We start from the raw sequence: 13512 nt of genomic DNA on the forward strand, positions 1-13512 counted from the left end.
GAGCGTTGCGTTGTCCCAAGCCAATCTCGATTTTCCGGAATCCACCACGTCGTCGCGCGGCCAATACCGTGGCCGCTTTGCGCCCTCTCCCACGGGGCCGCTGCATATCGGCTCGCTGGTCACCGCGCTGGCCAGCTGGCTGGATGCACGCGTCCACGGCGGCGCGTGGCTGGTGCGCATTGAAGACATCGATTTCCAGCGCAACGTGCCCGGCGCCGACCGCGATATCCTCGCCACACTGGATGCACTCGGGCTCATTCCCGACGAGGCTCCGCAGTGGCAGAGCACGCACCTGTCACGCTTTGAACAGGCGCTGGAGCAGTTGCAGGCCAACGGCAACCTCTACCCGTGTGGCTGCACGCGCCGCGAGATTGCGGATTCCGTCACCAGCATCGACGCCAACGGGCACCTGCGTCACCAAACCCTCATCTATCCCGGCACGTGCCGCAACGGACTGCACGGCCGTCCGCCGCGCGCATGGCGCGTGCGTGTGCCGGATGCCGATGCCGCGACCATCTGCTTCAACGACCGTTGGCAAGGCATGCAATGCCAGAACCTGGCTGAAGCCGTAGGGGACTTCGTGCTCAAGCGCGCGGACGGCATGTGGGCGTACCAGATTGCGGTGGTGGTGGACGATGCCACGCAAGGCATCACGGACGTCGTGCGCGGCGCCGACCTGCTCGACTCGACGCCGCGCCAGATCTATCTGCAGCAGCTGCTCGGGCTGCCCGCGTTGCGCTATCTGCACGTGCCGGTGGTCGTGAACCCCGACGGCGAAAAACTCAGCAAGCAGACGGGCGCGCGCGCCATCAACCGTAGTCAACCGCTGGCCGCGTTGACGGAAGCGGCCCAACACCTCGGGCTCGACATTCGCGCGGGCGATGTGGAGGGGTTCTACCGGGACGCCGTCCCGGCATGGGCCAATCGCCTGGCACAACCTGCCCGGTGCGATTGACCCCGGCGGCTGGAGCGCCGCCGTTTTCAGTCGACTGACTTAACGCTTGCGCGGCACGCCACCGAGCAGCGCCGCGATCGGGCGCTTGGCGGTGCGCGGGTGACCGGCTGCTTGCGCTGGCTTGGCAGCCTCCGCCGATTCCGCTGGCACGGACGATTCGTACGGGCGATTGAAGAACGGGTCGTCGGAAGGGCGGAACGCCGGGCGCACGATCGTGTGATCGAGCACGCGGGTACCGTTGCGGTCTTCCCGCTCGCGGGAGCGGCGGACTTCGCTGCGGGCACGCTTTTCGTCGCGCTCGCGGCGCTCACGGTCACGCGCCTGTTCGCCGGTCGGATCGAAATCAGCCAGCTGCTCGCGCGGCAGGTTGCGCTTGATCAGCTTTTCGATGTCGGCCAGCAGGCGTTCATCGCCCGGGGCGAACAGCGACAGTGCATCACCGGAAGCACCGGCACGGCCCGTGCGGCCAATCCGGTGCACGTAGTCTTCTGCGTTGAACGGCAGGTCGAAGTTGATCACGCACGGCATCTGCGAGATATCGAGACCGCGCGCGGCAACGTCGGTGGCGACTAGTACATCAACGGTACCCTGCTTGAACGCCTCGAGCGTTTGCATGCGCTCGGTCTGCGTCTTGTCGCCGTGGATGGCGTTGGCGTTGATGCCTTCGCGCTCCAGCGCGCGCGCCAGGCGCGAGCAGCCGATCTTGCTGTTGGAGAACACGATGCACTGGCGCGGCAGGCCTTGCTCCGCGCGCTGGCGCAGCAGGTGCACGAGCGCGGCCTGCTTGTGGTTGTCCGGCACGGTGTAGATGACCTGACGGACGTTCTCTGCCGTGGCGTTGCTGCGTGCCACTTCAATAGTTTGCGGATGACGCAGGTAGCTCGCGGCCAGCCTCTTGATCTCGGGAGAGAACGTGGCCGAGAACAGCAGCGTCTGGCGGTGTGCCGGCAGCAGGTTGATGATGCGCTGCAGGTCGGGCAGAAAGCCCATGTCGAGCATGCGATCGGCTTCGTCCAGCACCAGCATGCGCACCTGCGACAGGTTCACGCTGCGCTGCTGCACGTGGTCGAGCAGGCGGCCCGGCGTGGCAACCAGGATTTCGACGCCGCGGCGCAATTGCTCGGTCTGCGGGTTCATGTCGACGCCCCCGAACACGACAGCGCTGCGCAACGCCGTGTACTTCGCGTACTTGGCAACGTTGTCGTACACCTGGTCGGCCAGTTCGCGTGTGGGCGTGAGGATCAGCGCCCGCACCGGGTGGCGCGCCGGCGACGCGCTCGTGTTGGCGTCGGGCAGCAGGTTATGGATGATCGGCAGCGAGAAACCGGCAGTCTTGCCGGTGCCGGTTTGCGCGGCGCCCATGACGTCGTGGCCGGCGGTCACCACCGGAATGGCTGCGGCCTGGATGGGCGTGGGCTTGGTGTAACCGCTTTCGGTCAGCGCGCGGAGGACGTCCGGATGCAGGCCGAAGCTGTCGAATGTCACCGATTCATTGGCCGGCGCTTCTGACGCTTCAGACATCGTTGCAGTATTCATAGGGGAGATGCGGCATGCCGGTTGGCATGGCGGCGCGCCAGACCCAAGCGGAGAATCCCGCGTGCGGCTCGCGCAAAGCGTTAAAGATCAAAAGTTTATCACGTGAGACCCCACCCGGGACGGATGATGGGCCCACCCAGGCCAATGCCGGCGCCACAGCTGCCTTGACACGGATCAAGTATGGCCGGCACGCGCTGCGCCACCATCCGGGCATTGCCACCTGCGCCCTGCCCTCTCCCATGGTCACCACGCTTTATGAATCGCCCGGACATGCCTGCCTGATGTTTTCCGACCTGGTCGACGATCACGACGACCTGCCAGTGCAGACCAACCAGTTCCTCATCGTCGATCACGGACACGGCGCGCTGATCGATCCGGGCGGCCAGATGACCTACAACGCGCTATTTCTGGCCATGAACCGGTACTTTCCGCCCAAGCAGCTCGACTACGTGCTGGCTTCGCATGCGGACCCGGACATCGTCGCGTCGGCGGGAAGGTGGCTCACGAGTTCCAGCTGCGACATCCTGATCTCGCGCGTGTGGGAGCGCTTTCTGCCGCATTTCTGCGCCGTCGGCAAGACCGAGGGGCGCATCGTGCCGATCCCGGATACGGGCATGGCGATTCCGCTGGGGCAATCGCACTTGCTGGCGGTACCGGCGCATTTCCTGCATTCGGAAGGCAATTTCCAGTTCTACGATCCGGTGTCGCGCATCCTGTTCTCGGGCGATCTGGGAGCATCGATGGTGCACGCCAACGTGGCCGCCAAACCCGTGGACGATTTTGATGCGCACCTGCCGCTCATGGCACCTTTCCACCGTCGCTACATGAGCGGCAACCGCGTATGCCGGCTGTGGGCGCAGATGGTGCGCGGATTGCAGATCGAATGGATCGTGCCGCAGCACGGCCAGCCCTTCCGCGGGTCGGCCATGGTCAACCGGTTCATCGATTGGGTGGAAACGCTCGACTGCGGCATCGACCTGATGACGCCAGAGCTCTTCCGTCTGCCCGCCTTGCCGAACGCACCGGCGGGCGCGACGCTCAGGGCGCGGGCTTAGCTGCCGGGCTCGGGGCGGCGGGCAGGATGATCTTCATCATGGCGCCCGACAGTTCGACGGCCAGCACCTGCGCATCGATGCGCGACGGGTCGTGCCAGGTGTACATGAAGCCCATGACGCCGCCCATCGAGTGCGCCGCGACACGCGCATCGCCAAAGTCGAACACGCCGGCGCGCTTGCCCTCGTCGAGCAGCGCATAGAGATCGCGGTAGTAACCGCGCGACATGCCGTGCAGCCATTCCACAGTTTCGGGGCGCAGGTATTGGCGGTCACGATACGTCAGCGCAGCGGCGTAGTGACAGTCGATGCAACGGCGCGCCATTTCCAGCAGACACGCCTGCAAGCGCTCTCGCACAGGCAGCGCCGGGTTGGCGGTTTCGCGGATGGCCGACAGGCAGATCTGCGCGGCCTCGCGGCACAGGATGTCGAAAATCTCGTACTTGTCGGTGAAGTAGTAGTACACCGCCGGCTTGGTCACCCCAAGCGCGTTGCACAGGTCGCTCATCGTCATGCCGGCATAGCCCTTCGTGAAGAAGAGCTGCGCAGCCGTGTCGAGAATCTGCCGGCGGCGGGCCTCCTGCCGCTCGGCGATGTGGGGGCGCGTGGCCGGCGGTGTGATGCTGGGGGCGTCGGCGGCCCCGATGTCAGCAGACGGATGCGCGTCAGGAACGGCAGATTTGCGGGCGGTGGACATGGCGCATATTTTCGCATGTCGCCTGCAGATGCGCCGGGGCATGCGCGCATCTTGGCGACATCTTCGCTTCCCGATGCTTGACGCATCAAAGAACGCTTTCTATATTCTTACCCGTTGGTATAAAAAATTACTTTTCAGTATAGATAGTGCGGCGCCACGTTGCGAACGCACTGCACAACCCAACGGAGACAAGCTTTGGCGATGGACGAGTCCGAGTATCTCGGCCGCGTTCGCGCGCTCTGGGCGCGCGCATGGCCGGTCGATACCCCACGTGAGCCGCATTACCCGATCGGGCGCGTTGCCCTTACCGACTATCTGCGGCATTGGGCGCGCACCACGCCAGACAAGCCAGCGATCCATTTCTACGGGCACGACACGACGTTCGCCCAGCTTGACGATCTCTCCGACCGCGTCGCCGCCCTGCTCGCGCAACACGGCATTGGCGCGGGCGACCGCGTGGCCGTGTTCCTGTCGAACTGTCCGCAGTTCAATGCGGTGTTCTTCGGCATCCTCAAGCTGGGCGCCGTGTATGTGCCGATCAGCCCGCTGTCGCAGCGCGCGGAGTTGATGCATGCGCTGGGCGACGCGACACCGCGCGCCATCGTCACGCTGGACCGCCTCATGCCGCTCGTGCGTGACGTGCGCGCCGAAACATCGATCGAGCACGCCTTCGTCACACGTTACGCAGACGTGCTCCCCGCAGAGCCGACGCTGCCGCTCCCGGCAATGCTGACCGAACCGCCGCTGGCCTGCGGCGATGCAATCGACTTGTTGCCCGCATTGGCACAGACCACGCCGATCCCCCTGCCGGCGGGTTCGCTCGATGCGGTTGCCGCGCTCAACTACACCGGCGGCACGACGGGGCTGCCGAAGGGCTGCATCCACACCCAGGGCGACATGGTCGATATGGCGGCCGCCTTCTCGACCGTGTCGCTGCGCGCGGATGCGGACACCGTCATGCTCAGCTTCTATCCGCAGTTCTGGATTGCGGGCGAAAACACCGGGCTGATCTTCCCTGCCTTCCTTGGCGTGCCACTGGTGTTGCTCGCGCGTTGGGATGCGGAGGCCTTCATGGCTGGCGTGCAGCGCTATCGCGTGACCAACGGCTCGATGCTGGTCGATAGCGCCGCCGAGGTGATGGCGCATCCACGCGTGCATGCGTACGACTTACGCTCGCTGCGACATACGGGCGTGTCGTCATTTGTGAAGAAGCTGAACCCCGAATACCGCCGCGCGTGGCGCGAACTGACCGGCTCGACGATGGCCGAGAGCGCCTGGGGCATGACGGAAACACAGACTTGCAACAGCTTCACTGTCGGCATGCAGGACGATGATTTCGATCTGCGCTCGCAGCCGATTTTCGTGGGCCTGCCGGTGCCCGGCACCGATTTCAAGATCTGCAATTTCGACACGCACGACCTAGTGCCAATCGGCGCCGAAGGCGAACTCTGCGTACGCACGCCCACGCTGCTCAAAGGCTACTGGAACAAGCCCGAAGCAACCGCCCAAACACTGCGCGACGGCTGGTTCCACACCGGCGACATCGGCTGCATCGACGAACAGGGCTACGTCCACTATCTCGGTCGCCGCAAGGAGATGCTCAAGGTCAATGGCATGAGCGTGTTCCCGGCGGAGATCGAGGCCATGCTGGGCAAGCACCCGGCCATCCTGGGTTCTGCCGTGGTAGGCCGCGCCGACGAACACCGAGGCCAGCTTCCCGTCGCCTTCGTGATGCTGCGCCCCGAGGCCGTCGGCACGCTGGACAGCGCCACGCTCACCGGCTGGTGCCGCGAGAACATGGCCGGCTACAAAGTGCCCATCGTGCGCATCGTCGATGCACTGCCGCTCACGGCCACCGGCAAGGTGCGCAAACAGGATCTCGCGCCGCTCGCTGAACAGCTCTAACCCACATCTGCTCCATGACGTTTCGCAAACTGCTGATCGCCAATCGCGGCGAGATCGCCATTCGCATTGCCCGCGCAGCCGCCACGATGGGCTTGCCCTCCGTCGCCATCTATTCCGAGGACGATCGCGACGCGCTGCATCCACTACGCGCAGATGAAGCCGTGCCCTTGTCCGGGACCGGCCCACGCGCATACCTTGACGGCGCGGCCATCCTCGCCGCTGCACGCGCCGTCGGGGCCGAAGCCGTCCATCCCGGCTATGGGTTCCTAAGCGAGAACGCCGCGTTCGCGCGCCAGTGCGCCCAGGCCGGCGTGCAGTTCATCGGGCCGTCACCGCGTGTGCTCGACCTCTTCGGCGACAAGGCACGCGCTCGGGCCCTTGCACACGAGGCCGGCATTCCCGTCGTCAGCGGCACGCAAGGTGCGACCACGCTGGAAGAGGCGCGCGCCTTCTTCGCCGCGCTGCCGCCCTCGCACGGCATGATGATCAAGGCCGTATCCGGCGGCGGCGGACGCGGCATGCGCGCCGTGCACGATGCGCAGGCGATTGCCGACGCGTACGCGCGCTGCGTATCTGAAGCGACCGCCGCGGGTGGTGGCAGCGACGTCTATGTGGAAGCGCTGGTGCCCGCCCCGCGCCATATCGAAATCCAGATCGTCGCAGACGCGCACGGCCACGTTACGCACCTCGGCGAGCGTGAATGCAGCCTGCAGCGCCGTCACCAGAAACTGATCGAGATCGCGCCCAGCCCCGCGTTGGACGATGCACTGCGCGCACGCATTGCCGAGGCTGCCGTCACGCTCGCCAAGGCGGCAGGCTACAGCGGCATCGGCACCTTCGAATTCCTCGTGGAAGGCGCGGGCACGCCGCACGCCACCTTCTACTTCATGGAGGCCAACCCACGCGTGCAAGTCGAACACACGGTCACGGAAATGGTGACGGGTATCGACCTGGTCGTGACCCAGCTGGCGCTGGCGCAGGGTGCGTCGCTCGCAGATGTCGGGCTTGCTCAGCCGATCGCGCCGCGCGGCCACGCCGTGCAGGTGCGCATCAATGCGGAGACCCTCGATGCAAGCGGTCAGCCGCACCCGTCCACCGGCATGCTCACCGCCTTCGAGCCGCCCAACGGCCCCGGCGTGCGCGTCGACACCTGCGGTTATGCGGGCTACCGTCCGAACCCGCGCTTCGACTCGCTGCTGGCCAAATTGATCGTCCACGCGCCGCACGGCACGTATGCGCAGACGCTGACACAGACGTACCGCGCGCTGTGCGAATTCCGCATCGAAGGGGTAGTCACGAACAAGCGGCTGCTGCAAGACCTGCTGCGCGATGCCGACGTGCAGACCAACGCCGTGCACACGCAGTTTCTCGATGCAAAGCTCGCCGACCTGGCCGCAGGCAACGGTGAAGCGCATCCCGCACTGCACGCCACGTCGGTCACCACCCCGGACCTGACGCCCGCTACGTCATTCATCGACGAGCTTCCTGACGACGCAGAAGTGCTCACCGCGCCAATGGATGGCGCGCTGATCCAGATCCATGCGCAAGCCGGTGCCACGGTCGCGCGCGGCGAGGTGCTGGCCGTCATTGAAGCGATGAAGATGGAGCACGTCGTCACCGCGCCGGCGGCCGGTCGTGTCCTGCAAGTCTGCGCACAGCCGGGCGCAACGGTGCGCGAGGGCCAGCCGCTGGCCGCGCTGCAGCCCGGCGACGCGCAACACGACGCCGCCGCAACCGACGCAGAGATCGATCTCGACCACATTCGCCCGGACCTGCAAGCCGTCATCGACCGCCATGCATTCGGTCTCGACGCGAACCGTCCGGATGCCGTTGCCCGCCGCCGCAAGACCGGCCAGCGCACCGCGCGCGAGAACATCGCACACCTGTGCGACCCAGACTCGTTCATCGAGTACGGTGCACTGGCCATCGCAGCGCAACGCCAGCGGCGCGCACTCGATGACTTGATTCGCTCGACGCCGGCCGACGGCATCATCACCGGCATTGGCACCGTCAACGGCACGCACTTCCCCGATCACGACGCGCGCTGCATGGTGCTCGCGTACGACTACACCGTGCTGGCAGGCACCCAGGGCACCTTCAACCACAAGAAGACCGACCGTGCACTGGAGCTGGCGCAGCAATGGAAGCTGCCCGTTGTGCTGTTTGCCGAAGGCGGCGGCGGCCGACCGGGCGACACTGAAAAGCGCGGCGTCAGTGGTCTGGACTGCCCGACCTTCATCCACTTCGCGCGTCTTTCAGGGCTGGTGCCGACCGTCGGCATCGTGTCGGGCCGCTGCTTCGCAGGCAACGCCGCACTGCTGGGCTGTGCCGACGTGATCATCGCCACGCGCGACGCGACCATCGGCATGGGCGGCCCCGCCATGATCGAAGGCGGCGGTCTTGGCGTCTACGCGCCTGAGGAGGTCGGGCCCGTCAACGTGCAGGCGCCGAATGGCGTGATCGACGTGCTCGTCGAAAACGAGACCGAAGCCGTGGACGCCGCGCGCCGCTACCTGAGCTATTTCCAGGGGCCGCTCGCCGACTGGGAAGCCGGCGACGTGCGCCACCTGCGCCACGTGATTCCCGAAAACCGCATGCGCAGCTATGACATGCGCGCCGTAATCGATGCATTGGCCGATACGGATTCGGTTCTGGAACTGCGTCAAGCCTTTGGTGTGGGCATCATCACCGCGCTGATCCGCATCGAGGGCCGCGCCTTCGGCTGCATTGCCAACAACCCGCGCCATCTGGGCGGCGCCATCGATTCTGCAGCGGCAGACAAGGCATCGCGCTTCATGCAGCTGTGCAACGCATTCGACCTGCCCATCGTCTCGCTGTGCGACACACCGGGTTTCATGGTCGGGCCGGAGGCGGAGAAGACCGCCACGGTCCGCCACGTCAGCCGCATGTTCGTGACAGCCGGCAACTTGCGCGTGCCTTTCTTCACCATCGTGCTGCGCAAAGGCTACGGCCTTGGGGCGATGGCCATGGCAGCAGGCGGTTTTCACGCGCCGCTGTTCACCGCGTCGTGGCCGAGCGGTGAGTTTGGCGGCATGGGCATCGAAGGCGCCATCCGCCTGGGTTACCGCAAGGAACTGGAAGCGGTGGAAGACCCGGCAGAACGCGAGGCCCTGTTCCGCAAGATGGTCGACGCCGCCTACGAGGAAGGCCGCGCGCTCAACATCGCCAGCTATCTGGAGATCGACGCGGTGATCGACCCGGCCGATACGCGCCGCTGGCTGCTGCGCGGGTTGCAATCGGCGCCGCCCGCCCCGCCAAGGCACACACGCGACCCGGCCACGCGCCGCTTCATCGACACTTGGTAGCCGAGAACCCACACAAGGAGGAGACATGCCCGCAGAGATCCGCTTTGCCCGTCCGTTGTCCGCATCGGCTTGTGCGGCAGCGTTGCTGTTCGCACCGCTGGCCCATGCCGCAGACCCGGCACCGATCAAGGTGGCGTTCATCGATCAGCTGAGCGGGCCGCTCTCGAATGTGGGCGAGCAGTTTCTGGCAAATCTGAAACTCGGCATTGACGATGCCAACGCGCAGCCGCAGGGCGTGCTGAACGGCGCGCGCTACGAACTGTCGACGTACGACAACAAGCTCTCGGCGCAAGACAGTCTGTCGGCGCTGCAGAGCGCCATCGATGCCGGAGCGAAGATCGTCTTTACTGGCGGGTCGGGCTCGTCCGTGGTGGCGGCCATGGTGGACGCTGCCACCAAGCACAACGAGCGCAATCCGAACAGCCGCGTGCTGATCATCAACTACGCATCGATCGATCCCGACCTGACCGGCGCGCATTGCAGCTTCTGGCATTTCGCCACCGAGGCCAACACAGCGATGAAGATGCGCGCGCTCGCCAACTTCGTAAAAACGCAGCCCGATATCCGCACGGTCTACTCGCTGAACCAGGACTACGCGCACGGCCGGCTGTGGGCCTCGTTGGGCAAGCAGATGCTCTCGGCCGCGCGACCCGACGTGCAATTCACCGGAGAGACGCTACACCCGATCGGCAAGGTGAAAGACTTCGCGCCTTACGTCTCGAAGGCCAAGGCGACGGGCGCGGACACGCTCCTCACCGGCAACTGGGGGCAAGACCTGAACCTGCTCGTCAGGGCCGCCGGCGACATGAGCTACGACGTGCGTTATCTGAACCACAGCGGCGCAGGCGCCCCGGGCACCGTACTGGGAGTGTCGCAGGCCAAGATTGGCAAGGTGACCTGGGTGTCGGAATGGACGCCAGGCAACGGCAACGCGCAACTGATGCAGATGGATGCGCGCGTGCGGCAGACGCCCGCCGGCGAGCACTTCGCGCCGCGCACCGTGTTGTCTGTCGAACTCGTGACGGACGCCATCCGCAAAGCCGATTCCACCGATCCGCTGAAGATTGCGCTGGCGCTGGAAGGCATGCAGAAGCAGAGCTTCCTCGGCAACGTCACGATGCGCAAGATCGACCACCAGTTGCTGCTCCCGCAGGTCGTATCGACGATCGCACCGGTGGACGGAAAGACCGTGAAGGTCGGCTACGACGGCACCCAGTGGGGCCACAAGACGGAGAGCACAACCGCAGCCAAAGACCTGGACCTGCCGACCGCTTGCAAGATGAAGCGGCCGGCGGGCGCTTAAACGATCAGGCCGACAATCAATCAGCGCGGTCCGTGCGCAGCGGGCCGTATTCGATCGGCACCCAAGCGAAGGCGTTGCCGTCGCGGCGCACGTGGCCCAGGCCCGGGAACGGCAGATGTGCGCCGGCCACCCAGAGCTTGTCCCGCGCCGCTTCCGCTAACAGCTTACGGCGCGTGGCGACAGCAGCCTTCTTGTCGACGTCATATTCGAACGCGACCTCGGGGTGCTGGAACTGCACCGCATGGCTGTGCACGATATCGCCCCAGACGAGCAGGCTGCGTCCCTTCGAGGCAAACAGATAGCCGCTATGCCCCGGCGTATGCCCGTTGGCGACGACCGAGCGCACGCCCTGCACGACCTCGTCGCCCGGCTTGAACTGTTTGAGCTTGCCCGCTGCCGCATACGGCGCCACAGAGTCGCGCGCCATCTTGAAGAACGGCTGCATGTCGCTTGGCTTGGAAGCGGCGATCGTTTCGCTCAACCAGAAATCGGCTTCTGGTGCGGCCACATACACCTGCGCATTCGCAAAGGCCGGTTGGCCTTGCGGCGTCAACAGGCCGCATGCATGGTCCGGATGCAGGTGCGTCAGCAGCACTGCGTCGATCTGCTCGGGCTGGTAGCCGGACGCGCGAACGTTGCCGGCCAGGCCGCCCATCGTCGGGCCAAAGCACGTACCAGAACCCGTATCGACGAGGATGCGTTTATCACCCGTGTCGATCAGGAAACCGTTCACCGCCGTCTGCATGCCCGGCGTGTTCGATACAAACATCCGCGCCAGCAGGCTCTGCACCGATTGCGCGTTCAGGCCAAGCAGGGTCTTAGCAGGCAGATCGGTGTAGCCGTCGTAGAGCGCGGTCACAACGTCGTCGCCCAGCGCCATGCGGTAATAGCCGGGCACCTGGGTGCGTTGCTGCGTAGCGGCGGCGGTGACAGCAGGGCCGGCGGCGCCTGTTGCGGGTTGGGCGTGGGCGAATCCGATGGACGCCGCCATCGCGGTAGCCACGGCGGCAGAGGTGAGCAAACGCATGTCTTGGCTCCTGGAAAAAGACCGCTGCCCCGGTGCAGCGGCGAAAGCCGGATCATGCCACCGCCCAGCACATTGCGTTGCCGCCATTGGCGACAGGGGTATTGCCCAGGGAGAAACATGCCCCGCAGAAAAGAACAAGGCCCGACATGCCGGGCCCATGCTTCAGACCAATCGACGGCGGCTGCGCAACCGCCCGTCAACCAGGTACGTGCTGACTGCACGTGAAACTTCGGCGTCGATACCACCGTGCCGCTGCACCGTGCAGTCCGGCGTGAGCAATGCGTTGGTGAACGTGAGCGACGAGTTCGGATCGTTCCAGGCGGTCACGACCTTGCTGGGGCCGCAGCTGCCCAGCAGGAACACGCTGACGGCTGCGTTGTTGATCGACAGCTGGTGGTGCTGTCGGCCTGGCCAGTCCACGGGGTCGCGCCCGAGATGAGGCCGCACGTCCCGCCGCCGGTAAACGATGTGGACGTGATGTTGACGATGCCCGAAGGCGTGATCGTGCCGGTGAAGGTCGCTGTGCAATTGGCGCTGATGGAGCCTTTGGACAGCGTGGTCGCCCCGGTGACCGAGAATGGCTCGCCATTCGGGTTCATCGGTTGACCATCGACACGCGAAACGGTGACGGCAAGTGCGGGTGTGGCTGCTACGGTGGCAAGTGCGAGTGCAACTGCAAGAGATACGACTTTACGTGTGCTCATTTATTGCCTCACTAGAACTGACGGTAGAAACCGCCTTAAGAATGCGGCGCAAACCGGTTCCCGCTCGATTCACGCCGGGCCGATTAGCCAGGCGCAGACAGCCGACACCCGGCTAAAACTTGTACGACACCCCAACGAACGTGATGATCGGATTGGCCTTGAGCGTGGTCTTGGTGGTGGCCAGCGTGGTGCCGTCCGACGCCTTGATGACGGTCGCCGCTTCGGTCTTGAGCGGCAAGTACGACACCGTTGCCGTCAAGGCCCATTGCTTGTTGATCGCGTAGCTCGCACCGAGGTTGAAGATCGGCGCCCACGACGACGACGATTTCCCCTCGACATACGTCGGCCCCGGCTTGCCCGCCCCCGCTGCCAGCACGCTGCCCAGTTCGCGATTCACCGCAGCCGCAAAGTACGGATTCAGCTCGATGTTGGTGAAGAAGCTGTAGACCACACCCACGCCCACGAACGGACGGAACGTCGACTGCGCGTGCCCGAAGTACCACTGCAGAATGACCCCGGGGCTCCATTGGCGCGCCTTGCGCACGGCCGGCTGGTTGGACGGGTCGTCCAGATCGACGTGGCCGAGCGCCCCTGCGGGCCCGGGTGCGCGGATCACGCCATGCCCGGTCAGCTTGAATTCGGGCGGCACGCCGGCAATCGTGGTCAGCGCAATGTTGTCGGTAAAGAAGTGCGTGAGCGTCAGGCCCAGCGTGTTGGCGTTGCTTACGCGCAGCCCGCTGTTGGGCGACGTGAAGCTGCCGGGCAAGCGCAGCGGATCATTGATCGGCGCATTGATCACGCTGGTGGTCAGGTTGTTGCTCGAGTCCTGCGGCATGATGTGGAACCAGCCCACCGTCGCCACGTTGTCACCGGCCTGCTGCGCCATGGCGCCTGCGGATGCGCAGGCCGCCATCAATGCGACAGTCAGTTGTTTCATGATGCTTCCTCCTGTTGTTCTGAGCGGAGCGCGGTTCTCTGTGCCGCGCCCCGTGGCGTGTGTTTCCGGA

At 65.4% G+C, this 13512-nt stretch carries 9 protein-coding genes and 1 pseudogene; 5 read left to right on the forward strand and 5 right to left on the reverse strand.

Annotation, left to right across the window (positions count from 1 at the left end; genetic code table 11):
- The first annotated feature begins 10 nt into the window (after nucleotides 1–10).
- Nucleotides 11–955 carry a tRNA glutamyl-Q(34) synthetase GluQRS gene (gene gluQRS / locus BEK68_RS09820; RefSeq protein ID WP_009241149.1) on the forward strand — a complete coding sequence of 315 codons (945 nt, stop codon included), beginning with the start codon at nucleotides 11–13 and terminating at the stop codon, nucleotides 953–955.
- Between the two features lie 39 nt (nucleotides 956–994).
- On the opposite strand, the gene BEK68_RS09825 is transcribed toward gluQRS, so the two are convergent.
- Entirely contained in the window at nucleotides 995–2476 is a 1482-nt protein-coding gene (locus BEK68_RS09825) for a DEAD/DEAH box helicase (RefSeq protein WP_009241150.1), read from the reverse strand.
- A gap of 254 nt (nucleotides 2477–2730) precedes the next feature.
- Here BEK68_RS09825 and BEK68_RS09830 point away from each other — a divergent pair, with 254 nt between their 5' ends.
- Nucleotides 2731–3546: an MBL fold metallo-hydrolase gene (locus tag BEK68_RS09830; protein WP_009277467.1), complete on the forward strand. Its 816-nt coding sequence runs from the start codon at nucleotides 2731–2733 to the stop codon at nucleotides 3544–3546.
- On the opposite strand, the gene BEK68_RS09835 is transcribed toward BEK68_RS09830, so the two are convergent.
- Nucleotides 3530–4240 (reverse strand): TetR/AcrR family transcriptional regulator, encoded by a 711-nt coding sequence (locus BEK68_RS09835; RefSeq protein ID WP_004631041.1) that lies wholly within the window; start codon nucleotides 4238–4240, stop codon nucleotides 3530–3532. The genes BEK68_RS09830 and BEK68_RS09835 overlap by 17 nt on opposite strands.
- Before the next feature lie 201 nt (nucleotides 4241–4441).
- Here BEK68_RS09835 and BEK68_RS09840 point away from each other — a divergent pair, with 201 nt between their 5' ends.
- The 3 genes from BEK68_RS09840 to BEK68_RS09850 are packed head-to-tail and all read left to right on the forward strand — an operon-like array spanning nucleotide 4442 to nucleotide 10774.
- Nucleotides 4442–6145: an AMP-binding protein gene (locus BEK68_RS09840; protein WP_009241151.1), complete on the forward strand. Its 1704-nt coding sequence runs from the start codon at nucleotides 4442–4444 to the stop codon at nucleotides 6143–6145.
- 14 nt (nucleotides 6146–6159) lie between these two features.
- Nucleotides 6160–9471, forward strand: coding sequence for a carboxyl transferase domain-containing protein (locus BEK68_RS09845; RefSeq protein WP_009241152.1), 3312 nt, complete (start codon nucleotides 6160–6162; stop codon nucleotides 9469–9471).
- A 25-nt stretch (nucleotides 9472–9496) separates the two neighbouring features.
- Nucleotides 9497–10774 carry a branched-chain amino acid ABC transporter substrate-binding protein gene (locus BEK68_RS09850; RefSeq protein WP_009241153.1) on the forward strand — a complete coding sequence of 426 codons (1278 nt, stop codon included), beginning with the start codon at nucleotides 9497–9499 and terminating at the stop codon, nucleotides 10772–10774.
- A 16-nt stretch (nucleotides 10775–10790) separates the two neighbouring features.
- On the opposite strand, the gene BEK68_RS09855 is transcribed toward BEK68_RS09850, so the two are convergent.
- The 3 genes and pseudogenes from BEK68_RS09855 to BEK68_RS09865 all read right to left on the reverse strand — a co-directional run bounded on the left by BEK68_RS09855 (nucleotide 10791) and on the right by BEK68_RS09865 (nucleotide 13442).
- Complete coding sequence (locus BEK68_RS09855) at nucleotides 10791–11801, reverse strand: MBL fold metallo-hydrolase (protein ID WP_009241154.1); 1011 nt, start codon at nucleotides 11799–11801, stop codon at nucleotides 10791–10793.
- A 215-nt stretch (nucleotides 11802–12016) separates the two neighbouring features.
- Nucleotides 12017–12505, reverse strand: a pseudogene (locus BEK68_RS09860) (hypothetical protein); the annotation flags it as partial.
- Nucleotides 12506–12617: 112 nt separating this feature from the next.
- Nucleotides 12618–13442 carry an OmpW/AlkL family protein gene (locus BEK68_RS09865; RefSeq protein ID WP_009241156.1) on the reverse strand — a complete coding sequence of 275 codons (825 nt, stop codon included), beginning with the start codon at nucleotides 13440–13442 and terminating at the stop codon, nucleotides 12618–12620.
- Nucleotides 13443–13512 lie beyond the last annotated feature (70 nt).

It is taken from the genome of Ralstonia pickettii, assembly GCF_001699815.1.
GTDB lineage: Bacteria > Pseudomonadota > Gammaproteobacteria > Burkholderiales > Burkholderiaceae > Ralstonia > Ralstonia thomasii.

What these genes read in the sequence shown, in the direction of transcription:
- BEK68_RS09825 (WP_009241150.1), bottom strand. Translation starts at nt 2,476, where the DNA reads ATGTCTGAAGCGTCAGAAGCGCCGGCCAATGAATCGGTGACATTCGAC.
- BEK68_RS09830 (WP_009277467.1), top strand. Translation starts at nt 2,731, where the DNA reads ATGGTCACCACGCTTTATGAATCGCCCGGACATGCCTGCCTGATGTTT.
- BEK68_RS09835 (WP_004631041.1), bottom strand. Translation starts at nt 4,240, where the DNA reads ATGTCCACCGCCCGCAAATCTGCCGTTCCTGACGCGCATCCGTCTGCT.
- BEK68_RS09840 (WP_009241151.1), top strand. Translation starts at nt 4,442, where the DNA reads ATGGACGAGTCCGAGTATCTCGGCCGCGTTCGCGCGCTCTGGGCGCGC.
- BEK68_RS09845 (WP_009241152.1), top strand. Translation starts at nt 6,160, where the DNA reads ATGACGTTTCGCAAACTGCTGATCGCCAATCGCGGCGAGATCGCCATT.
- BEK68_RS09850 (WP_009241153.1), top strand. Translation starts at nt 9,497, where the DNA reads ATGCCCGCAGAGATCCGCTTTGCCCGTCCGTTGTCCGCATCGGCTTGT.
- BEK68_RS09855 (WP_009241154.1), bottom strand. Translation starts at nt 11,801, where the DNA reads ATGCGTTTGCTCACCTCTGCCGCCGTGGCTACCGCGATGGCGGCGTCC.
- BEK68_RS09865 (WP_009241156.1), bottom strand. Translation starts at nt 13,442, where the DNA reads ATGAAACAACTGACTGTCGCATTGATGGCGGCCTGCGCATCCGCAGGC.